Origin of the sequence: Streptococcus mitis (assembly GCF_946188685.1) — a bacterium.
Lineage (GTDB): Bacteria > Bacillota > Bacilli > Lactobacillales > Streptococcaceae > Streptococcus > Streptococcus mitis_CC.
This window is the reverse complement of sequence record NZ_CAMHWH010000009.1, coordinates 60,698-84,701: the sequence shown is the minus strand read 5'-3', so window position 1 is coordinate 84,701 and position 24,004 is coordinate 60,698. Positions and strand designations below refer to the sequence as shown.

The window sequence follows — 24,004 nt, the reverse complement described above, 5'->3', positions numbered from 1 at the left end:
GATAAATACGTTAATACAGAAACAGGCGACGTCTTCGTTAAGAATAACGGCAACTGGGAAAAAGAAGGCAACATCAAGGGACCTAAGGGTGACAAAGGTGAACGTGGAGAAGATGGTAAGACTCCAGAAGTAACTGTAACTCCAGGTAAAGATGGCCATAGTACTGACATTACATTCACTGTTCCAGGTAAAGATCCAGTTAAAGTAAATGTTAAGGACGGAGAAAATGGTCTAAACGGTAAAACTCCAAAAGTTGATTTGCTTCGTGTCGAAGGACAAAACGGAAATCCATCACACACAATTGTGACATTCTATACAGATGAAAACAATGATGGTAAGTACACTCCAGGAACTGATGAACTTCTAGGTTCTGAAATGATTAAAGATGGTGCTAAAGGTGCGGACGGACGTGATGGTAAATCATTAATTACTGTAAAAGATGGTAAAGAAACTAAAGTTTACCAAGAAGATCCAGCACATCCAGGTCAACCATTGAACCCAGAAAAACCTCTAGCAGTTATTAAAGACGGAGTGGACGGAGTCTCTCCAACAGTAACAGCTGTTCGTAAGGATGAAGAAGGTCATAAAGGTGTAGAAATCACGGTGGATAACCATGATGGTTCACAACCAACTACAGTCTTTGTTCAAGATGGTGCTAAGGGAGAAACTGGTGCAACCGGTCAGGATGGACAAACTCCTACAATCACTACTCAACGTGGACAAGATGGCCAAAGCACTGTTGTAACTATCACAACACCAGGTAAAGATCCAGTAACCTTTACAGTGAAAGATGGTAAGAATGGTAAAGATGGACGTACACCATTTATTGACTTAAATGCATTGGTGGAAGCAGTTAGAAGAGGTGTTGGATCAACTTCTAATTCACAACCTTCTGGAACATCAAGAAGTGCAAGAAGAGCGAGAAGTGTAGGAGATAATCCAGATGAGATTCAACCACCAACTCCCGATTCAACACATACACAACCAGCGACTCCCGATTCAACAGAATCACAACCAGTAAATGGTACTCGTATTACAGCATACTATGATAATAATGGTAACGGTAAATACGATCCAGGTGTGGATGAATTAATTGGTACACGTGATATCTTGAATGGTACAAATGGACGTAATGGTACAGATGGAGCTTCTGGTACAAATGGACGTAACGGTGCTGAATTACTAAGTGGAGTTACTGCCCCAACTGCTAATGATGGTAAAGACGGTGATACTTATATCGACGCCAATACAGGTGATGTTTACAAGAAAGAAAATGGTTCTTGGAACAAGATTGGTAACATCCGCGGACCTCAAGGAGTAGCCGGTGAAAAAGGCGACAAAGGTGAAAAAGGTGAAAAAGGTGAAAAAGGTGAAAATGGAGCTAATGGAGTAGACGGTAAATCACCAGTTGTAAATGTAACGGACAATGGAGATGGAACACACTCTATTACTGTTAGAAACCCTGATGGTTCTGAATCAACAACGAAAGTTAAAGATGGTAAAGACGGTAAAACTGCCAATATCACTACAACAGAAAATCCAGATGGAAGCCACACAATCACTGTAACAAATCCAGATGGATCAACAAAAGAAACTGTTGTTAAAAACGGTAAAGACGGTAAGACTCCAAAAGTTGAAGTGACTGATAACAACGATGGAACTCACACAGTTAAAGTTACGGATGGAGATGGCAATGTTACCAACGCTATCATCAAAGATGGTAAAGACGGTAAAGCTGCAACAGCAACAACAACAGAAAACCCAGATGGAAGCCACACTGTAACAATCACTAACCCAGATGGAACTAAGAATGAGTTTGTTGTTAAGAATGGACGTGACGGTGTTGACGGACGTACTCCAACCGCATCTGTTCGTGATAATGGAGACGGAAGTCATACAATCGTTATTACAAATCCAGAAGGTGTGACAACTGAAACAACAGTTCGTGATGGTAAATCACCAAAAGTGACTATAACTGATGAACAAAATGGAACTCATAAGATCTCAGTTCTAAATGGTGACGGCACAACTACTGAAACAATCATTAAAGATGGTAAATCACCAGTAGCGACTGTTACTGACAACCATGATGGTACTTACACAATTCGTGTAGAAAACGGTAATGGTACTGTTTCTGAAACCACAGTTCGTGACGGTAAATCACCAACTGCTAAGGTTGTGGATAACGGAGATGGAACTCACACTATCACAGTTGTGAACTCAGACGGTACAACTACAACAACTACAGTTCGTGATGGTAAAGAACCAAAACTTGAAGTGATTGATAACAACAATAGTTCACACACTATTAAAGTAACAGGTGCTGATGGTAAAGAAACTACAACTACAATCTTTGATGGTAAATCACCAAAAGCTAACATCGTTGATAACGGAGACGGAACTCACACATTAACAATCGTAGATTCTGATGGTCGTGAATACAAATCTATTATCAAAGATGGTAAAGACGGCAAAGATGGCGTTTCACCAACTGTAACTGTTAAAAATAATAACGATGGAACTCACGTTGTAACAATCACTAATCCTGATGGAAGTAAGACAGAAATGGTGATTAAAGACGGTAAAGATGGTAAATCACCAAAAGTTTCTGTTGAAGATAATGGTGATGGTAGTCATACAATCACAATCATCAATTCTGATGGAACTGTGACAAAAACAGTTATTAAAGATGGAAAAGATGGTAGAGATGGACGTGATGGTCGAGACGGCAAAGACGGAAAATGTGGATGCCAAGACAAACCAGTAACACCATCAAATGACAAACCAGTTCCTCCAACACGTAATGTGCCAGAAGGACCAACGTTTGCAATGCCAGAACCACCAGTTCATGAATTGCCAGAATTCAACGGTGGTGTGCCAGGAATGCCAGAAGTTCATGAATTGCCAGAATTTAACGGTGGAGTACCAGGTATGCCTGAAGTTACTGAAGTACCAGAATTAGATATGCCAACAGTACCAGCACAACCAACACCAAGTGTACCGGTTAAACCTGTGCCAGCACAACCAACACCAAATGTACCGACACCAGAAGTGCCAGTACAACCAACACCAAATGTACCGACACCAGAAGTGCCAGTACAACCAACTCCAGTTGTTCCAACACCAGAAGTACCGGTTAAACCAGTACCAGCGGTTCCAGAACAACCAGTAGTACCAACACCAGCTCAACCAGCAACTCCAGTAAATGCTAACCCAGTAGTTCCAACTACAGTTAAAGAAAACCATGGGGACAAATTACCTGAAACTGGAAGCCAATCTGATTATATCTCTGTTCTTCTAGGTAGCGGTATTCTATTGAGCCTATATGTAGGTCGAAGAAAAGAAGATTAATCAGCCAAAAGCAGTCACTAATTTCTCGAAAGAAGATGATAAGTGATAGATCTCGAATGAAAGAATATTCTTAGAATGATTTTCCTATGATGGAAAAGACTGCTAAAAACCTTGAGTGGCAACGCTCAAGGTTTTTTTGGATGGCTGATGTTTGTCTGAAAATCTTGATTGAGTCTAAAAATGCCACCCTATTAGGTGGCGATCATTGATTTAGACTTTTAAAAATTCTTTATTTTTTACTGAACTGCTGCGAGCAAGTCTTGAGCTTGTTTCTCAAGTGAGTTTAGGATTGTTTCTTCTAGAACTAATTTTCCGTCTGCCCAGGCAGAGTCGTTGACACGTGCAGCAGTGAAATCACCAACGACTTGTGTACGGATAAATGGCAAGAGGTCCTTGTAGATAGAGAAAAGTTGATCGTGACCTGCATTGGCTACAGATGATACTGTGACAAACTTGTCTTGAAGAGCAGAAGCGCCACGTGTATCAGATAAGTCAAGGGCACGAGATAGCCAATCAAGCAAGTTTTTCACTGTTCCAGGGATAGAGAAATTGTAGACTGGAGAGAAAATCCAGATAGCATCCGCAGCGAGAACCTCTTCACGAGCAGCAGCTACAGCTGGATGAGTTGGAACTTCCAAATCTTGGCTGAAGAGAGGAAGGGCTGAATAATCAAGATAGCTAACTTCTGCTTTACCAGCAAGTGCTTTTTCAGCTTCGAGAGCCATTTGGTGGTTGAAAGAACCTTGACGTAGTGATCCGACGATAAATAATACTTTTTTAGACATGATATGTCTCCTTTTTCTTAAAATTTCCGAGAAGTCTCTCGTTGTTATAAAATATATTACAACAAAAGAAAAGGACTTGCAAGAAATTTGCTTAGAGTTTATTTGAAAATTATAAAATTGCTGAAACTCTAGTCAGTTGCCACTGGAAAAGTAAGAACTGTTTTTTGGATTTTAGTTTTCTTTGATTTTATAGGAGTATTCCAATATTCTCTTGTAATATGATGACATAAGTGATAAAATAAACAAGAAAACTCGCAATAGAAACCGCAGAACAGCTATTTTCCGGTATCATTTCATAAATCATTAAAGGAACAATAATGGCATTGAAGAATGCTTCTAAAAAGGGGTGGAGATCATGTAAGGCAAAAATTAACAAGTGACGTACAAAAGAAATAATAATACACTTGTTAAGGAGAAAAGATGTTAATAAGAAATTATCGGAAAAATATTGGCCTGATGGCCGGAGTTGAGTTTTTTGCATTTCTAGGGATTACCAGCTTTTGGATTCTCTTTCTCAGTCAAAACGGAATGTCTCTTTGGCAGATTGGACTTTTGGAGAGTATTTTTCATACGACCAGTCTTCTCTGTGAAATTCCATCTGGTATGTTAGCTGACCGCTGTTCCTATAAGACCAACCTTTATTTAAGTCGTATAGCAGGGATTGTGTCTTCTATTCTCATGTTGGCTGGGCAGGGAAATTTTTGGATTTATGCGCTTGCTATGGCGATAAGTGCCTTGTCTTATAATTTTGATTCGGGAACAAGCGCAGCAATGGTTTATGATTCAGCCGTGGAAGCTGGACTGAAGAAGCGTTACTTATCTATTTCAAGTTTTATGTCAGGAGTAGCAGAAGGAACTCGGTCTTTGGGGACAGTGTTGGCGGGATTTTTTGTCCATGGTCAATTGCACCTGACCTACTATATCATGATTGCCACTTCTATCATAGTTCTTGTCTTGATTTGGATGCTGAAAGAACCTAGTGTCAAGCTAGAAAAAGCTGATAGTGTGACGATGAAACAGATTATTTGGACTGTTAGGGATGAGTTGGAGCGAAATCCCATGCTTTTCAACTGGATGATTTTATCTCAGATTGTCGGAACACTTATGTGCATGTTTTATTTTTACTATCAAAATCAGTTACCGGATTTAAGTAGCTGGCAAATTTCAGCAGTTATGCTACTTGGTAGTCTCCTGAATATCCTTGCAGTCTATCTAGCGAGTAAGATTGGAAAGAAATATGCTGCCTTGAAGATTTTCCCTCTTCTCGTCCTGCTGACTGGAGTCACCTATATGCTGTCCTACTTTGGAACACCTCTAATCTATATTTTGATTTATTTGATTAGTAATGCTCTATATGCTCTTTTTCAGCCGATTTTTGACAATGATTTGCAAGAGCGCCTTCCAAGTGAAGTAAGGGCAACCATGCTGAGTGTCTACTCTATGATGTTTAGCCTAAGTATGATTGTGTTCTTCCCGCTGACAGGGTGGTTGATTGACCATTTAGGCTTTGTAGTAGCATTTCTTTATTTAGGATTCTTTTTAGTCATGATTAGCCTTCTACTGCCTGTATTTTTAGGAAAAATGACTAAAAGAATGGATGATAAAATAATTCCATAAATTAAAAGAAATTCTAAAAACTTGAGTACCAAAGCTCAAGTTTTTTAATAGGTTGATTTTGGAGCTGTCTTTACTTTTCTTGCTCGGTTTTAACTAAGAAAAATCGGTTTGCTTTGAAGGAAGAAATAAAGTGCGATTGTTCTTGCATTCACTTGTAATAAAGCCCAATAGATGGTAAAATAGACGAGTGAAAAAAAGACAAAATAAAGCAAAAAATAATCTACTGTGGCAGTATGGTCTAGGGATGACGATTTTGTTTGTGGTTATCAGTGCTTCCTTTCTGTATCTGGTTTCTCTCGGCATGAAACCCTATCAAACAGCTAAAAGTGAAGGAGAAAAATTAGCTCAGCAGTATGCAGGATTAGAGCAAGCTGATCAGGTTGATTTTTACAATGGCTTGGAATCCTATTACAGCGTTCTTGGTCATAATAAAAAACAAGAAGCACTTGCTGTCCTGATTGGAAAAGATGACCATAAGATTTACGTTTATCAGCTAAATCAGGGTATTTCACAAGAAAAAGCAGAAGCTGTTTCGAAGGAAAAAGGAGCTGGCGAGATTGACAAGATTACCTTTGGCCGTTATCAAGACAAGCCAATCTGGGAAGTTAAGTCAGGATCTGATTTTTATCTAGTAGATTTTGAAACAGGAGCATTGCTCAATAAGGAGGGCTTATGAAACTATCCAAGCGTGTTTTAGAAATGGAAGAAAGTGTTACTTTAGCTAGTGATGCGAGAGCAAAAAAATTAAAAGCTCAAGGTAAGGATGTCCTTTTCTTGACCTTGGGACAACCAGATTTTCACACTCCTGAAAATATTCAGGATGCAGCAGTTAAAGCTATTCGAGAAGGACAGGCTTCCTTCTATACAGTAGCTTCAGGCCTACCAGAATTAAAAGCTGCGGTGAATACCTACTTCGAGCGCTACTATGGCTATTCTGTCGCAAGTAACGAGGTTACCTTTGCTACAGGTGCCAAGTTCTCCCTCTATACTTTCTTTATGGCTGTAATCAATCCAGGTGATGAAGTGATTATACCAACCCCATATTGGGTCAGCTATGGAGATCAGGTCAAGATGGCAGAAGGTGTGCCAGTCTTTGTTCCTGCTAAGGAAGACAATCACTTTAAGGTGACCGTAGAGCAGTTAGAAGCAGCTCGTACAGATAAAACTAAGGTTTTGGTGTTGAATTCGCCATCCAATCCGACAGGAATGATTTACACCCGTGAGGAACTCTTGGCTATCGGAAATTGGGCAGTTGAGCATGACATTCTGATTTTAGCAGATGATATATATGGACGACTTGTTTATAATGGAAATGAATTTGTTCCAATCTCAAGTCTATCAGAAGCAATTCGTAAGCAAACTATTGTTATCAACGGTGTATCTAAAGCCTATGCCATGACGGGTTGGCGAGTTGGTTATGCGGTAGGTGATCCTGAAATCATTGCAGCTATGAGTAAATTGACGGGACAAACAACTTCAAATTTGACATCTGTTTCTCAATATGCGGCTATTGAAGCCTTAACAGGACCACAGGATTCTGTTGACATCATGCGTCAGGCTTTTGAGGAGCGTCTCAATACCATTTATCCGCTATTATGTGAGGTCCCTGGTTTTGAAGTCGTTAAGCCACAAGGAGCCTTCTACCTCTTCCCAAATGTTAAAAAAGCCATGGAGATGAAAGGTTATACGGATGTGACTGAATTTACAACTGCTATCCTAGAAGAAGCCGAAGTTGCCTTGGTAACAGGATCAGGATTCGGAGCGCCAGAAAATGTGCGCCTCAGCTATGCGACGGACCTAGACACGCTTAAAGAAGCAGTTAAACGCTTGAAAGCATTTATGGGTAGTGAGAATGATTGATCATTTTGAAATTAAGGTAAAGGATTTACAAATTTCAGAAGGATTTTATAGGAGTTTTCTCGCTCCTTTGGGCTATAAATTGGCTTTTAAGACTAGTTCTCTAATCAGTTTTCTTGCCCCAAATAGCCCTCATCCTGGTGGAGATTTTTGGCTGACTCAGGGGACACAAGATCCTATTCACTTTGCTTTCTTAGCAGAAAATAAGGAAGAGGTTCAAGCTTGTTATGAGGCTGGCTTAGAGGCAGGTGGGCTAGACAATGGTGCTCCTGGTCATCGCAGTGAGCATCCGATTTATTATGCTGCTTTTATGATTGATCCAGATGGGAACAATATAGAGGTGGTTTGCCATAAAGAATAAAAAAGAAAAGGAAAAATAATGACAAAACGTGTAACGATTATTGATGTAAAAGACTATGTTGGTCAAGAAGTGACGATTGGTGCTTGGGTTGCCAACAAATCAGGAAAAGGAAAAATCGCCTTCTTGCAATTGCGCGATGGAACAGCCTTCTTCCAAGGTGTAGCCTTTAAACCAAACTTTGTAGAAAAATTTGGTGAAGAAGTGGGACTTGAGAAGTTTGATGTCATCAAACGCTTGAGCCAAGAAACGTCTGTCTATGTGACAGGTATTGTCAAAGAAGACGAACGTTCTAAGTTTGGCTATGAGTTGGACATTACAGACATCGAAGTGATTGGTGAATCTCAAGACTACCCAATCACACCAAAAGAACACGGAACAGACTTCTTGATGGACAACCGTCACTTGTGGCTCCGTTCTCGTAAGCAAGTAGCGGTGATGCAAATTCGTAACGCTATCATCTACGCAACTTATGAGTTCTTCGACAAGAACGGCTTCATGAAATTTGATAGCCCAATCCTTTCAGGAAACGCGGCAGAAGATTCAACTGAACTCTTTGAAACTGACTACTTCGGAACTCCAGCCTACTTGAGCCAATCAGGTCAGCTTTACCTAGAAGCAGGCGCTATGGCCCTTGGTCGTGTCTTTGACTTTGGTCCCGTATTCCGTGCTGAAAAATCAAAAACACGCCGTCACTTGACTGAGTTTTGGATGATGGACGCAGAGTACTCATACTTGACACATGATGAGTCACTTGACTTGCAAGAAGCTTATGTGAAAGCTCTTCTTCAAGGTGTTCTTGACCGTGCGCCTCAAGCCTTGGAAACTTTGGAACGTGATACAGAACTCTTGAAACGCTACATTTCAGAGCCATTCAAACGTATCACTTACGATCAAGCCATTGACCTCTTGCAAGAGCATGAGAATGATGAAGATGCTGACTACGAACATCTTGAGCATGGTGATGACTTTGGTTCACCACATGAAACTTGGATTTCAAACCACTTTGGTGTGCCAACATTTGTCATGAACTATCCAGCAGCCATCAAGGCCTTCTACATGAAACCAGTTCCTGGAAATCCAGAGCGCGTGCTTTGTGCAGACTTGCTTGCTCCAGAAGGCTATGGAGAAATTATCGGTGGTTCTATGCGTGAGGAAGACTACGATGCCCTTGTCGCAAAAATGGATGAACTTGGCATGGATCGTACTGAGTATGAATTCTACCTTGACCTTCGTAAATACGGTACAGTTCCACACGGAGGATTTGGTATCGGTATCGAGCGTATGGTAACCTTCGCAGCAGGAACAAAACACATCCGTGAAGCTATTCCATTCCCACGTATGTTGCATCGTATTAAACCTTAAAAATAAAATAAAAAGTTATTATGAAAAAAAGAAGGAGGATTCCTTCTTTTTTTGAATTTTGGGTACAAAAATAATATATAAAAATACGAGCATAAAGCTCTTTTTGATTGACAATATTCTGGGAAATATGATAAAATCGGACTAGCGGATATTGTGTTGAGACTAGTTTAAGACTTCGTTCTTAAGCAGGAAAGGAAGTGAATATTAAACGTTTTAACATTATTCCAGTTTAATAACATATAAATAAAAAAGGAGAAACCATGTATTCAAGAATGGAAAAAAATCACGGACAAAAAGTGCAGCGCTTTTCAATCCGTAAGTATAGTTTTGGTGCAGCATCAGTAGCTGTAGCAGCTTACATGATGTTCGGTGGAGCAGCAACTGTTCAGGCGGATGCTCAAGTTACACCAAAGACGGCATCTGATTCACAAACAGTCCCAGATGCAAGTAATCAAGCAGATTCAACCATGCCTCTAGCTTCGACTGAAACTGCTACACCAACAGCTGAGCAACCATCAACACCAGCGCCTGCAGCAACGCAACCAACAGCACCGACTGAAACACCAAAAGCCGAAGAAGCTCTAGCACCAGCTTCAAAGGCTGACACAAGCAAGTTGGAAGCAGCTATTGCTCGTTTAGAAGCAGCTTTAGAAAAAGCAGCATCAACTGAAAAAACAGCTTCAGCAATTGAGTCTGCAAAAGCAGAATTAGCAAGCGCAAAAGCTGTAGCCGCAAATGAAGCTGCAACAAAAGAAGAGGTGGCAAAAGCTACATCAGCAGTAAACGGTAATGCATTCGTATTAGAAAGTATGCCGAAAGCAAAAGCAGAGAAGAAAGAAGAAAAAGAAAACAAAAACCAAGATTCACGTAATGGAAAAGCTATTCCAGGACAAGGTGAAAGTGGATTTAGAGATGGAGCTGCAACAGCTAATCCAATTATTCCTGCTACTGAAGGACCAACAAATAACAATAAATTAGGTTCAGGAAACAACCCAGTTGATGGTGTATTTGAAAGTGCAAAAAATCAATTTGGTGATATTGATTTTGCTAATGCTACAGAAAAAAGTAAAGAAGTTAAAAAACAATGGTCAAGATCCACTGCATCTCAAGGTGGGAATACTGAAATTTTAGGTAGTTTAACTTATAACTGGAAAGAAAAAGAAATTACCGCAGCAGAAGCTAACGATAATAATGCCTTGAATGGTTGGAAAATTGAAAGTGGAGAAAAAGTAACTGCAGTTAAACCTGAAGCACCAACTAATGTTTCTGCTAATCGTCCAGCAGGTTTCGATCCTAAACCATCGAAAGTATATGATTTAGATGGAAAAGTTACTCAAAGAGACAATGAGAATCCAGCTCCAGGAAACCCACTTGGTGTTAATGCTGCTAACCAAAATTATGCAAATGGTGTGAACTACTCAGGTATGGTAGGAACACATAATTTACCAAAAGGATATTATCTAGAATTAGAAAAACAAGGTACAAAAATTTCGAAAGAGTACGCAGTAAATGGAAATTCTAGAGTGATGCTAAGTGCTATCACAGGTGGTGCTTATGGTAATGCCGGAACTGCCGGTACAGGTGAAAAAGTAAAAATTACTGTTAAAGACGACAAAGGAAATGTAATTGCTAGCATTAGAGATGACCGTACGATTGGTGAAAAATTCGAAGAGTCACATGTTTCTGAACCTGCTGGAGATGGAGGAAATGGTGACGGCTGGGCTGAATATCGCGCTATCTATGAAATTCCAAAAGATGTCACAAAAATTAAAGTTGAAATTGAAGCTTTAAACGATGGTACAGCGATTAACAATTCATATTTAAAAGGAACAAATAGTAAGGTTACAGATGGTTACTTCGTTGGTGCTGTTAACTTGGCAGTTGGTACTGGTGTAGAAATGACTACCAATGTTAAAAGTAACAATAAGGAAGAAAAGTTCGGAGAAGATAACCTGTATAAATCAAAACAAAAAGGTGAATTCGAATTTACAGTAAACAGTGTTGGTGGAACTCGTCTATACGGATCTGCAGAAACAGAAATCGAAGTTCCTAAAGGGGTAGAGCTTCCAAATAATATTACCAATCCAACAGGATGGGTTTGGTTTGGTGATACTCCGGTTGCTCCTGATAAAATCCAATGGGATCCAGCAACTAGAAAGTTAAGATTAAAATATGGTACATCAAAATCTAATAACGGAGACGTTCCGTATATCGGTGTAGGTTCTAATGGTGGTAAGAATGATGGAGTTCGTAAATTTAGATTACCATTTACTACTGCTGACGATTATAAAGGTACTGCAACATTTAAAGTAAGAACTTATTTACCAAATGGTATGAGAGATGCAGAAGATAATGAAGTGTTAAATAAAGGGGATATTGTACATAATGGTAAAGAGGTAGATAAAGATGGGAAACCTATCCCAAAAAGTATTTACTATGACGTAGTAAATGGAGTAAGAAATACTGACAATCCAGATTACTACTACAATAAAACTATTTATATTGATACAGTTAAGCCAAAAACTCCAACAGTAGAAGCGGTTCATACAGACAGTGTTACTGGAGAAAAAACTGATAAAAAACAACCAACAGAATTATTAATTTCTGTACCTGCAGAAAAAGATCCTAACTTAACAGATGAAGCTAGAGAAAAACAAGATATTGCAGCTAACGATAAAAATAATGGAACCACTCGTAATGCTGATACGGAAGTAGACAATATTAAAAAAGCTATTGGTGGCTTAACTTCAATGAAAGTTACTTTACCAAATAGTAAAACACCGATTACATTAACGAAAAAAGAAGACGGTTGGTATAACGGTGAAACAAAAGTAGAAGTACGTGATGGTAAATTAGTTGTACCAGTTCCTGCGGGTACTGATTTAACAGAAGCAAGTGATACAACTAACCCAGATAAACGTATTAAAGTTACAGTATTAGACAAGGCAGGAAACGAATCAGAACCAGCATATGGAGATGTTATCAATAATGCTCCGACTGTAGAAACTAAGAAAAAAGATATCTATGTTTATAAAACTCCAGCAGATAAAAAGTTAACGGCTGATGAAGTACTTAAAAAATCAGAAGCTACCGCTACTGACTTAGAAGATGATCGTGATGGTGTTGATTCTACTAAACCAACGATTGCTGTAAGTAATGACGGTGGTTTAGATTCAACAAAACCAGGAGATTATACAGTAAGAGTTCAAGCTACAGATAGTGAAGGTAAAAAATCTAATATTGATACTACAACAGTTCACGTATTAGATTTAATTACAGTAGATCCAACAGTAACAGCTGATCCAACAAATCCAAGTACAACAGCTCCAGTATCTCCAAAAGATGCTGATACACCAGTTAAACCAGGAGATGAAAATTATGGTAAATACCCAGCTGGGGTAACACGTGATGACTTAGTTAAAGAAGTGACACGTACGGTTAAATTTATCAATGTTAATGATAAAGATAATCCAAACGCTCAACCTATCGACCCAGAAACTGCTCCAGATAGAGAACAAAAAGTTACTTACAAACGTACAGCAACTGTAAACCCAGAAACGGGTGAAGTAACATACTCTGATTGGACTGTTTATGAAGGAGCAGAAATATCAGATGCTTCAGCAGAAGATGGAAAAGGTAAATTCAATGAAGTTACTTCTCCAGTAATTGAAAACTACTTACAAGTAGAGCCTGCTGATAAAACTATCGCAGAAAAAGAAGCTCCAACACCATCTAAAACAGGTGAAGTTACTAATGAAGTAGTGAAAGTTCTTTATAAAGAAATTGGATCATTTACACCTGAGTATCCAGCTGATAAGAAACCAAAAGATGCACCAGATACAATTAAATATCCTAACAATCCAAATGATCCAACAAAACTTGGTGATTTTAGTAAGGTAGTTATTCCTTATGTAGATGGATATGTTCCAAAATATAATGGAGTAGAATTAACACCAGTTGATCCTGCAGATCCATCTAAAGGATACAAAGTTCCAGACAACTTTAACCCAACTGATAATTTCGGTAAAACTCCAATTCAATATGCACCTGGAATTCAAAAAGCTACAGTTAACTTTGTTTCTGTAGATGCAGCTGGTAAAGAAACACCATTAGATGAGAAGTTTAATATTACTGATCTTTCAGGTAAAGCTGGAACACAAATTCCAGAAGATAAAATTCAAGCTAGTCTTGATGTGTTAAAATCAATGGGTTACACAGTTAAAGAAAATCCATTCGATCAAGATCCAACATTTGATTCTGATTCAGATAAAGATCAAAGCTTTACAATTAAGTTAACTCCAAAAGTTTCAACACCAACTCCTGTTTATGTTGTGGAAGGTGATAAACCAACAGCAGAAAAACTAAAAAATGCGGTTACTACAGAAGGAAATGACAAAACTGTAGATGAAACTAAGATTCCTGAAACAAAAGGAAAAGTTGGAGATGATACATTAACTGCACCAGTAACAGTAACATACGGTTCAGGTGATAATAAACGTGAAGAAACTGTTAATGTACCAGTAAAAGTTGTTCAAGGATACCCACAAATCGTACCAGTAGATCCAAAAACTGCTCCAAAAGCAGAAGATAGCATTGACCCATCTGATTATCCAGAAGGTGCGAAATTCACTTATGAAAAAGAACCTGATACATCATCAACTGGAGATAAAGAAGTTAAGGTTATCGTAACAGATAAAGATGGTAACGAATTAGTAAAAGTACCAGCAACAGTACGTGTAGTTGGAGCTTATAGACAGTATGTGCCTGTTGATACTAAACCTGAGACAGTCTTGGCTAAAGATAATATTGATCCAGAAGAGTTTCCAGAAGGAACAACATTTGAGTACAAAGATAAAGATAATAAACCAGTAGATACAAAAACAACAGGAGATAAAGATGTTGTTGTTGTAGCAAAACTTAACGGTGAACCAATTGCAGAAATTCCAGCGAAAGTTACTGTAGTAGGTCCTAAGACTCAATATGTAGTAGCAAATCCTGATAATACTCAACCAACACCAGCGGATAGCCTTGTAGATAAAGATAAGTATGGTTTCCCTGATAAAGCTACTTTCGAATACAAAGAGAAAGTAGATACAACGAAACCAGGTGGAAAAGATGTAACTGTAGTTGTTAAAGATGCTGATGGTGATACAATCGTAGAAGTACCAGCGAAAGTTAAAGTGGTACAAGGAAATCCACAAATTATCCCTGTTGATCAAGGTCAACCACTTGCAGAAAACAGCATTAACAAAGGTGATTATCCAGAAGGTGCTACATTCGAATACGAAAAAGTAGATGGAAAAGATCCGGTTAATATTTCGGAAGCTGGGGATAATCCAGTAACAGTTGTAGTTAAGGACAAAGATGGTAATGTATTAGTTAAAGTACCAACAACAGTGCGTGTCGTAGGTGCTTACAGACAATATGTACCAGTAAATACTGATCCAACTAAAGTGGTGCCTGCAGAAAATATTGTCCCAACTGACTTCCCAGAAGGAACAACATTTGAATATAAAACTCCAGTTGACACATCAAAACCAGGAGATAAAGATGTTGTAGTTGTTGCCAAACTGAAAAATGGTGAAACAATTGCAGAAATTCCAGCAAAAGTTACTGTAGTAGAACCTAAGACTCAGTATGTAGCAGTAGGAAATGAACCAGATGTAAATAAATCTGTAGATCCATCAGTATTCCCTAAAGAAGCAGAAGCAAAACCTGAATATAAAGAAAAAGATATTTCTAAAACACCAGGTGAAAAAGATGTAACTGTAGTTGTTAAAGATAAAGATGGAGATACAATCGTAGAAGTACCTGCGAAAGTTAAAGTGGTACAAGGAAATCCACAAATTATTCCTGTTGATCAAGGTCAACCACTTGCAGAAAATAGCATTAACAAAGGTGATTATCCAGAGGGAGCAACTTTCGAATACGAAAAAGTTGACGGAAAAGATCCGGTAAATATTTCAGAAGCTGGAGATTACCCAGTAAACGTGATCGTTAAGGATAAAGATGGTAATAAACTTGTAACAGTACCAACAACAGTACGTGTAGTTGATGCATATAGACAATATGTACCAGTAGATACAGATCCTAAGAAAGTAATTCCTGCAGAAAATATTGTCCCAACTGACTTCCCAGACGGAACAACATTTGAGTATAAAACTCCAGTTGACACATCAACACCAGGAGATAAAGATGTTGTTGTTGTAGCAAAACTAAATGGTGAACCAATTGCAGAAATCCCAGCGAAAGTTACTGTAGTAGGACCTAAGACTCAATACGTAGCAGCAAATCCTGAGAATACTCAACCAGATGTGAATAAATCAGTAGATCCATCTGTTTTCCCTAAAGAAGCAAAAGCAAAAGTTGGGTACAAAGAAGATGTTGACACTAAAACACCAGGAATTAAAGATGTAACAGTAGTTGTTAAAGATGAAGATGGAGATTCAATCGTAGAAGTACCTGCGAAAGTTATTGTAGTTCAAGGTAAAGAGCAAGAAGTTACAGTGAATCCAGATAAAGCTCCAGAAGCAAAAGATAATATTAATCCTAAAGACTTCCCAGAAGGGGCAACATTTACATTCAAAGAACAACCTGATACAAAAACACCAGGTAAGAAGAATGTAATTGTAGTTGTTAAGGATAAAGATGGTAATCTATTAGTTGAAGTTCCAGCAGTTGTAAATGTGGTAGAACGTAAAGAAGAGCCACAAACACCAAAAGAAACTGTTACAGCAACTCCAATCGTGGTTGAAGTAGGAACGCCAATCACTAAAGAAGATGTGAAAGGTCATGTTAAATTACCAAAAGATGCTGAAATTATCGAAGTTGGGGAAATCCCTACAACTGAAACACCAGGAGTGAAACCAAGTGTTAAAGTGAAGGTGAAACTACCAACAGGAGAAATTGTAGTAGTAGACGTCCCAGTAACGGTAATTCCTAAACGCATTCCAGAAACTAATCCATATAATGGAGATGGATATAACGGTGGTGGAAATGGTGGTAACAACTACAGACCAACTCCTACTCCACAAAATGTTCCGTCAAGACCAACTGCTCCTGATCAACCTGTAACTCCTACGGAACCAGGACAGCCAGCAACACCAAATCAAACTCAACCAGTGGCACCAGCTCAAGCAGATGCAACAGTAGCAACTGATACAACTGCTAAACCAGCAACACCTAAATATGTTGAAGGTCAAAAAGAATTGCCTAACACTGGTACAGAAGATCATGCTAGCCTAGCAGCACTTGGACTTCTTGGAGTATTGAGTGGATTTGGTCTTGTGGCACGCAAGAAAAAAGAAGACTAAAAACTTATAGTTTTTGAGAAGATGATTCGTCATCTTCTTTTTTTATTTCGGTGTTTTTACTTGCGTAAAAAAATATTTTCTAGTATAATAGTTTATTGTGAGCGAACCTCACTTACCCCTTGCAAAGTCTTGGGGTCATTAGACCAAAAGGAGGAACATATCAATGGCTAAATACGAAATTCTTTATATCATTCGTCCAAACATTGAAGAAGAAGCTAAAAACGCTTTGGTAGCACGTTTTGACTCTATTTTGACTGACAACGGTGCAACTGTTGTTGAATCAAAAACTTGGGAAAAACGTCGTCTTGCATACGAAATCCAAGATTTCCGTGAAGGACTTTACCACATCGTTAACGTTGAAGCAAACGACGATGTAGCTCTTAAAGAGTTTGACCGTCTTTCAAAAATCAACGCTGACATTCTTCGTCACATGATCGTCAAAACTGACGCGTAAGAAGGTAAACTATGATTAACAATGTTGTACTTGTAGGGCGTATGACACGTGACGCTGAGTTGCGTTATACCCCATCAAATGTAGCAGTTGCGACTTTTACTCTTGCAGTAAACCGTACATTTAAGAGTCAAAATGGCGAACGTGAGGCTGATTTTATCAATGTCGTTATGTGGCGCCAACAGGCTGAAAACCTTGCTAACTGGGCTAAAAAAGGCTCACTTATCGGGGTGACAGGTCGTATACAGACTCGTAGTTACGATAACCAGCAAGGACAACGTGTCTACGTGACAGAGGTCGTGGCTGAGAATTTCCAAATGTTGGAAAGCCGTAGTGTGCGTGAGGGACATACAGGTGGAGCTTACTCTGCACCAACTGCAAACTATTCAGCACCTACAAATTCAGTACCAGACTTTTCACGTGATGAAAATCCATTTGGAGCAACAAATCCATTGGATATTTCAGATGATGATTTACCATTCTAATGGACAACTAAAATTATAAAGGAGAAAAAACATGGCTCAACAACGTCGTGGCGGATTCAAACGCCGTAAAAAAGTTGATTACATCGCAGCAAACAAAATTGAATATGTTGATTACAAAGATACTGAGCTTCTTAGCCGTTTCGTTTCAGAACGTGGGAAAATCCTTCCTCGTCGTGTAACAGGAACTTCAGCTAAAAACCAACGTAAAGTAACAACAGCTATCAAACGCGCTCGCGTAATGGCTTTGATGCCTTTCGTAAACGAAGATTAAAAAAAGGGGTCCAGTGGACCTCTTTTTCATGAGCTTGAAAACAAGAAAGCGAATTAAGACCCCGACGGGTCTTTTTTTCACGAGCCTTGAAATGAGAGAGCGAGTTGGGGTCCAGTGGACCTCTTTTTCATGAGCTTGAAAACAAGAAAGCGAATTAAGACCCCGACGGGGCTTTTTTCACGAGCTTTGAAATGAGAGAGCGAGTTGGGGTCCAGTGGACCTCTTTTTCAGACCCGGTTGGGTCTTTTTTCACGAGATAGTTTTTTTCTGACCTTGGCGTGCTATAATGGTAATAGAAAGAGTAAAGGTGGGTAAGTCAAAGATGAATTGTACGATTAGAAATATGATTAAGTCTGATATTGAATCTTTATCTCATGGATTTATGAATCAAGGTTGGCCTGGTAGAGAGGAAATTTTGGCTAGATATTTTCTGCAACAGGAAAGTGGGGAGAGAGAAGTCTTAGTTGCAGAGATTGATGGTGCTGTAGCGGGCTACGTTACCATTTTGCCCTCTGCTAAACATGGTCCTTTTGTAGGAATCTATCCAGAATTATCAGATTTTAATGTGTTTGAGCCTTTTCGAAATCAAGGGATTGGGAATCAACTGCTAGAAGAAGCAGAAAAACGAGTCAAGTTTGTTTCGAGTAAGGTCACTCTTGGTGTAGGTTTGCACTTAGGCTATGGCCCTGCCCAGAGATTGTATATCAGACGGGGCTACATTCCAGATGGGACAGGTGTCTGGTATCGAAATAAACCGCTAGAAATGGGTGCAAGTTGTCAAAACGATAATGATTTAGTTTTATACTTATCCAAGGACTTACAATAAAACGGGAAACTTTTTGAAAATAGGGGATTTAGCTACTTTATGGTATAATGGAAAGAGTTAGATTGAAAGAGGTAGTGAGATGGATGCCAAATTAAGATACAAGGCAAAGAAAATCAAGATTGTCTTTTTTGATATTGATGATACATTGCGGAATTCAAAGACAGGTTTTATTCCAGCTTCAATCCCAACTGTTTTTAAGCAATTACGTGAGAAAGGAATTTTGACAGGTATTGCTTCTGGACGAGGGATTTTTGGTGTCGTTCCGGAGATTCGTGAGCTCAAACCTGACTTTTTTGTAACCTTAAATGGTGCCTATATTGAAGATAAAAAAGGTCAGGTTATTTATCAACATCAGATTAAGAAGTCAGATGTTGAGGAGTATATCTCTTGGGCCAAGCAAGAGGGAATTGAGTATGGTTTGGTTGGGAGTCATGATGCCAAGTTGTCGACTCGCACCGATATGATTAGTGAAGCTATCAATCCAATTTACCCTGATTTAGATGTAGACCCTGATTTTCATGAAAAAGAAGATATCTATCAGATGTGGACTTTTGAAGATAAGGGAGATGACTTGCACTTGCCTGATAGTCTCTCAGACAAACTTCGCATGGTTCGTTGGCATCAACATTCGTCTGATATTGTGCCGATTTCAGGCTCCAAAGCGACGGGGGTGGAAAAGGTTGCGGAACACCTTGGCTTGAAACCAGAGAACGTCATGGTTTTTGGAGATGGCCTCAACGACTTGGAACTCTTTGATTATGCTGGAATCAGCGTTGCAATGGGAATTTCTCATGATAACATCAAAGAAAAAGCAGATTATATTACAAAAACATTGGAAGAAGATGGCATTTTTGATGCCTTAGAAGGATTTGGTATGGTAGAAAAAGAATTGCATTTCCCACAAGTAGACATTGAAACAGTAGAAGGTCCTATCGCGACTATTAAGACCAATCACGGAGACTTGCGTATCAAGCTCTTCCCTGAACATGCTCCTAAAACAGTGGCTAACTTTGTAGCTCTTTCAAAAGATGGCTACTATGATGGTGTCATTTTCCACCGTATTATCAAGGACTTTATGATTCAAGGTGGAGACCCAACTGGAACTGGTATGGGTGGCGAGTCAATCTACGGCGAATCATTTGAGGATGAATTCTCTGAAGAACTTTACAATATCCGTGGTGCCCTTTCTATGGCCAATGCTGGTCCAAATACCAACGGCAGCCAGTTCTTTATCGTGCAAAATCAACATTTGCCTTATTCTAAGAAAGAAATTGCTCGTGGTGGTTGGCCAGAACCGATCGCAGAAATCTATGCCAACCAAGGTGGAACCCCTCACCTAGACCGACGTCACACTGTATTTGGTCAGCTAGCTGATGAAGCTTCTTACGCTGTCTTGGATGGCATTGCTGCTGTTGAGACAGGGGCCATGGACAAGCCAGTTGAAGATGTCGTGATTGAAACAATTGAAATCGAGGACTAAGATGAAAATCGGTGATAAGCTAAAGGGCCGTATTACAGGGATTCAGCCCTACGGTGCCTTTGTTGAGCTAGAGACGGGTGATACGGGACTGATTCACATTTCAGAGATTCGGACAGGATTTATTGAAAATATCCAAGAAGCCTTGAAAGTTGATGAAGAGGTTCAAGTTCAAGTAGTGGATTTAGATGAATTTACAGGGAAAGCTAGTCTTTCTATCCGCACTTTGGAGGAAGAAAAGCATCAGTTTCCAAGACGGAGACGCTTTTCAAGCGATCGTTTTAACTATGGCTTTGCTCCTCTCAAACGAATGATGCCAATTTGGACCAAGGAAGCCCTTCAACATTTGAAGAATCAGAAACACTAGTTAGAAATTTCTATCTTTTGTAATGTTAATATAAATTTGCTATAATAGGACCATGGAAGAAGAACAATTATTAAAATCAGGAGAGCGTATTAACCAGCTCTTTTCGACAGATATTAAAATCATTCAAAATAGAGAGGTTTTTAGCTATTCGGTGGATAGTGTTCTCTTGTCACGTTTTCCACGTTTTCCTAAAAAGGGCTTGATAGTGGATTTTTGCGCTGGAAATGGAGCAGTGGGGCTATTTGCTAGCACTCGTACTCAAGCACAGATTTTGGCTGTTGAGATTCAGGAGCGTTTGGCGGATATGGCTGAACGCTCTGTCCGTTTGAATGGTTTGGAAGAGCAGATGGAGGTCATCTGTGATGATTTGAAAAATATGCCTTCTCGTATACAGGGAAGTAAGGTGGATATGATTTTGTGTAATCCACCCTATTTCAAGGTGGATTCTCATTCCAATCTGAACGAGAGTGAACATTATCTCTTGGCTCGCCACGAAATCACGACTAATTTGGAAGAAATCTGTCGTAGTGCTCAGAGTATTCTCAAATCCAATGGGCGTTTGGCCATGGTTCATCGTCCTGATCGACTTTTAGATATCTTGGACAGCTTACAACGACATAATCTAGCCCCTAAGCGCCTGCAGTTTGTTTATCCAAAAAGAGAAAAGGAAGCCAATATGCTTTTGATTGAGGCTATCAAGGATGGTTCAACAAGTGGCTTTAAGGTCTTACCACCTCTCATTGTTCACAATGATGATGGCTCTTATACGCCTGAACTTGAAGAGATTTATTATGGATCATAAGGCTTATATGTACGTACTGGAGTGTCGTGACGGATCCTACTATACAGGCTATACGACTGATGTGATGAGACGCCTCGCTGTCCACAATAGTGGGAAGGGAGCCAAATACACACGGGCACGCTTGCCAGTCAAACTGATTTATGCTCAAGGTTTTGCCAGTAAGGAAGAAGCCATGTCAGCTGAAGCCCTTCTCAAGCGTAAGAAGAGGCCACAGAAGGAAAGATTTTTATCTGAAAATCAAGATAGAAATTTACTCATACTCAATGAAAATCAAGGAGCAAACTAGGAAGCTAGCCGTAGACAGTACTTGAGTACGGCAAGGCGAAGCTGACGTGGTTTGAATTTGATTTTCGAAGAGTATCAGTTATTTTGAAGAATCGTGAGGAGCCCTTTGACTCCTCTTACTTTTGTCAAAAAGCGAAAAAAATGCTACAATAAAGAGAATAAACAAAATGAGGTATTATCATGTCTAAGATTCTAGTATTTGGTCACCAAAATCCAGACTCAGATGCCATCGGGTCATCTGTAGCCTTTGCCTACCTTGCAAAAGAAGCTTATGGTTTGGATACGGAAGCTGTTGCCCTTGGAACTCCAAATGAAGAAACGGCCTTTGTCTTGAACTATTTTGGTGTGGAAGCACCGCGCGTCATCACTTCTGCCAAAGCAGAAGGAGCAGAGCAAGTTATCTTGACTGACCACAATGAATTCCAACAATCTGTATCAGATATCGCTGAAGTAGAAGTTTACGGTGTTGTAGACCACCACCGTGTGGCTAACTTTGAAACTGCAAGTCCACTTTACATGCGTTTGGAGCCAGTTGGGTCAGCTTCTTCAATCGTTTACCGTATGTTCAAAGAACATGGTGTGGCTGTTCCTAAAGAGATTGCTGGTTTGATGCTTTCAGGTTTGATTTCAGATACTCTTCTTTTGAAATCACCAACAACACACCCAACAGATAAAGTCATTGCTCCAGAATTGGCTGAATTGGCTGGTGTTAACTTGGAAGAGTATGGTCTTGCTATGCTTAAGGCTGGAACAAACTTGGCTAGCAAATCTGCTGACGAATTGATTGACATCGATGCTAAGACTTTTGAATTGAACGGAAATAATGTCCGTGTTGCCCAAGTAAACACAGTGGATATCGCTGAAGTTTTGGAACGTCAAGCAGAAATCGAAGCTGCAATGCAAGCTGCTAACGAAGCAAACGGTTACTCTGACTTTGTCTTGATGATTACAGATATCGTCAACTCAAACTCTGAAATCCTAGCCCTTGGTGCTAACATGGACAAGGTTGAAGCGGCTTTCAACTTCAAACTTGATAACAACCACGCCTTCCTTGCTGGTGCCGTTTCACGTAAGAAACAAGTGGTACCTCAATTGACTGAAAGCTTCAATGCCTAAGATTTTGAATGTCAATTCAAATTAGGAAAGGCTAGTTTGCCTTATATCGAAAGGAGTTTCGGCTCCTTTTTTTCTAGGAGTGAAGTATGTTAGAAAATGGCGATTTGATTTTTGTGAGAGATGGGTCAGATATGGGGCAGGCCATCCAGACTTCAACAGGCAACTATAGCCATGTCGCCATCTATTTGGATGGGATGATTTACCATGCTAGTGGAGAATTTGGTGTTGTCTGTCAAGAACCAGCAGACTTCTTTGAACCCAATCACTTGTACGACCTCTATGTTTACCCAGAAATGGATATCCAGTCGGTGAAGGAAAGAGCTTGTAAGTATCTTGGAGCACCCTACAATGCTTCTTTCTATCCAGATGGACATGGTTTTTACTGTTCCCAGTATATGGCAGAAATCCTACCGATTTTTGAAACCATACCTATGAAATTTGGGGATGGGGAGCAGGAGATTAGTGATTTTTGGAGAGAGTATTATAGAGAACTAGGCCTACCTGTCCCTTTGAACCAGCCGGGGACCAATCCTAGTCAGTTGGCAGCGTCGCCTCTGTTAGAATGTAAAGAAAGGAATCTTCATGATTCAGATTTTTAATCCATCTCGTTTGACGAGACAGCCATTTTTTGGAGAATTGATCCGCTATCTGGACCAGCATGAGGATGTGATTCTACGGGAAATCAAGGCTCAATTTCCAGATGTAGCAGTTGATAAACTCATGGAAGAATATATAAAGGCTGGCTTGATTCTACGGGAAAATAAGCGCTATTACCTCAATTTTCCTATGCTTGAATCACTTGATAGTCTTGAACTGGATCAAGAGATTTTTGTCAGCGAAGCTAGTCCGACCTATCAAGCTTTGTTGGAGAAGAGTTTTGAGACGGAATTGCGCAATCAAACCAATGCAGCTATTTTAGTTGAAAAAACAGATTTTGCGCGCACTAAAATGACACTGTCTAATTATTTCTACAAGATCAAACATCAGTATCCTTTGACAAAAAAACAGCAGGAACTTTACGATATTTTGGGAGATGTTAATCCTGAGTATGCTCTCAAATACATGACAACTTTTTTGCTAAAATTTCTCAAAAAAGACCAGCTTATGCAGAAACGCCGTGATATCTTTGTGGACAGTTTAGTCGTTCTAGGCTATATTGTCCAAAATGAAGAAGGGAAGTATGAGTTGACTGTTGATTTTGATAAGGAAAGATTAACTTTTTACTTGACCTGATTTCTTGTTTCTGAGCACATTGTTTGACTTTCATTAGTATTCGGT

Annotated in this window: 19 protein-coding genes; 18 read left to right on the top strand and 1 reads right to left on the bottom strand. The window is 39.5% G+C overall.

The genetic code is table 11. The features are described 5' to 3' along the window. Positions 1-3,351 (top strand): collagen-flanked surface repeat-containing protein (locus N8N51_RS08685; protein ID WP_261104035.1); only part of this gene is annotated, 3,351 nt, incomplete at its 5' end. 236 nt (positions 3,352-3,587) lie between these two features. On the opposite strand, the gene N8N51_RS08680 is transcribed toward N8N51_RS08685, so the two are convergent. Then, positions 3,588-4,136, bottom strand: coding sequence for an NADPH-dependent FMN reductase (locus N8N51_RS08680; protein WP_261011500.1), 549 nt, complete (start codon positions 4,134-4,136; stop codon positions 3,588-3,590). 420 nt (positions 4,137-4,556) lie between these two features. On the opposite strand from N8N51_RS08680, the gene N8N51_RS08675 reads away from it, so the two are divergent. The 17 genes from N8N51_RS08675 to N8N51_RS08595 all read left to right on the top strand — a co-directional run bounded on the left by N8N51_RS08675 (position 4,557) and on the right by N8N51_RS08595 (position 23,959). Further along, positions 4,557-5,753, top strand: coding sequence for an MFS transporter (locus tag N8N51_RS08675; protein ID WP_261104034.1), 1,197 nt, complete (start codon positions 4,557-4,559; stop codon positions 5,751-5,753). 187 nt (positions 5,754-5,940) lie between these two features. Next, a complete protein-coding gene (locus tag N8N51_RS08670; protein ID WP_261011503.1) occupies positions 5,941-6,429 on the top strand; it encodes a cell wall elongation regulator TseB-like domain-containing protein in 489 nt (162 codons plus the stop codon). After that, positions 6,426-7,613: a pyridoxal phosphate-dependent aminotransferase gene (locus tag N8N51_RS08665; RefSeq protein ID WP_261104032.1), complete on the top strand. Its 1,188-nt coding sequence runs from the start codon at positions 6,426-6,428 to the stop codon at positions 7,611-7,613. Before N8N51_RS08670 ends, N8N51_RS08665 begins: the two co-directional genes overlap by 4 nt. Then, on the top strand, positions 7,606-7,971 hold the full coding sequence (locus tag N8N51_RS08660) for a VOC family protein (protein ID WP_261104031.1): 366 nt from the start codon (positions 7,606-7,608) through the stop codon (positions 7,969-7,971). The genes N8N51_RS08665 and N8N51_RS08660 overlap by 8 nt, the downstream gene beginning before the upstream one ends. An 18-nt stretch (positions 7,972-7,989) precedes the next feature. Next, complete coding sequence (gene asnS, locus N8N51_RS08655; protein ID WP_033677725.1) at positions 7,990-9,333, top strand: asparagine--tRNA ligase; 1,344 nt, start codon at positions 7,990-7,992, stop codon at positions 9,331-9,333. Positions 9,334-9,593: 260 nt separating this feature from the next. Next, positions 9,594-16,646, top strand: a complete 7,053-nt coding sequence (locus tag N8N51_RS08650; RefSeq protein WP_261011505.1) for a Rib/alpha-like domain-containing protein — start codon at positions 9,594-9,596, stop codon at positions 16,644-16,646. Positions 16,647-16,809: 163 nt separating this feature from the next. Continuing rightward, positions 16,810-17,100 carry a 30S ribosomal protein S6 gene (rpsF, locus tag N8N51_RS08645; RefSeq protein ID WP_075232201.1) on the top strand — a complete coding sequence of 97 codons (291 nt, stop codon included), beginning with the start codon at positions 16,810-16,812 and terminating at the stop codon, positions 17,098-17,100. An 11-nt stretch (positions 17,101-17,111) separates the two neighbouring features. Continuing rightward, complete coding sequence (gene ssbA, locus N8N51_RS08640; RefSeq protein ID WP_000609606.1) at positions 17,112-17,582, top strand: single-stranded DNA-binding protein SsbA; 471 nt, start codon at positions 17,112-17,114, stop codon at positions 17,580-17,582. Positions 17,583-17,613: 31 nt separating this feature from the next. Beyond that, positions 17,614-17,853 (top strand): 30S ribosomal protein S18, encoded by a 240-nt coding sequence (rpsR, locus tag N8N51_RS08635; RefSeq protein ID WP_000068664.1) that lies wholly within the window; start codon positions 17,614-17,616, stop codon positions 17,851-17,853. Between the two features lie 322 nt (positions 17,854-18,175). After that, positions 18,176-18,679: a GNAT family N-acetyltransferase gene (locus N8N51_RS08630; protein WP_049493270.1), complete on the top strand. Its 504-nt coding sequence runs from the start codon at positions 18,176-18,178 to the stop codon at positions 18,677-18,679. Between the two features lie 79 nt (positions 18,680-18,758). Then, on the top strand, positions 18,759-20,159 hold the full coding sequence (locus N8N51_RS08625; protein WP_261011507.1) for a bifunctional Cof-type HAD-IIB family hydrolase/peptidylprolyl isomerase: 1,401 nt from the start codon (positions 18,759-18,761) through the stop codon (positions 20,157-20,159). Between the two features lies 1 nt (position 20,160). After that, complete coding sequence (locus tag N8N51_RS08620) at positions 20,161-20,523, top strand: S1 RNA-binding domain-containing protein (protein ID WP_000689605.1); 363 nt, start codon at positions 20,161-20,163, stop codon at positions 20,521-20,523. Between the two features lie 52 nt (positions 20,524-20,575). Continuing rightward, complete coding sequence (locus N8N51_RS08615) at positions 20,576-21,325, top strand: tRNA1(Val) (adenine(37)-N6)-methyltransferase (RefSeq protein WP_261011508.1); 750 nt, start codon at positions 20,576-20,578, stop codon at positions 21,323-21,325. Next, positions 21,315-21,611, top strand: coding sequence for a GIY-YIG nuclease family protein (locus N8N51_RS08610; protein ID WP_261011509.1), 297 nt, complete (start codon positions 21,315-21,317; stop codon positions 21,609-21,611). The genes N8N51_RS08615 and N8N51_RS08610 overlap by 11 nt, the downstream gene beginning before the upstream one ends. Positions 21,612-21,790: 179 nt before the next feature. Then, positions 21,791-22,726, top strand: a complete 936-nt coding sequence (locus tag N8N51_RS08605; RefSeq protein WP_261011510.1) for a manganese-dependent inorganic pyrophosphatase — start codon at positions 21,791-21,793, stop codon at positions 22,724-22,726. A gap of 86 nt (positions 22,727-22,812) precedes the next feature. Beyond that, the gene (locus N8N51_RS08600; protein WP_261011512.1) at positions 22,813-23,325 is read left to right on the top strand and encodes a YiiX/YebB-like N1pC/P60 family cysteine hydrolase; all 513 of its coding nucleotides are present in this window, start codon (positions 22,813-22,815) and stop codon (positions 23,323-23,325) included. After that, complete coding sequence (locus N8N51_RS08595; RefSeq protein ID WP_261011513.1) at positions 23,309-23,959, top strand: DUF1803 domain-containing protein; 651 nt, start codon at positions 23,309-23,311, stop codon at positions 23,957-23,959. The genes N8N51_RS08600 and N8N51_RS08595 overlap by 17 nt, the downstream gene beginning before the upstream one ends. The last annotated feature ends 45 nt before the right edge of the window (positions 23,960-24,004 follow it).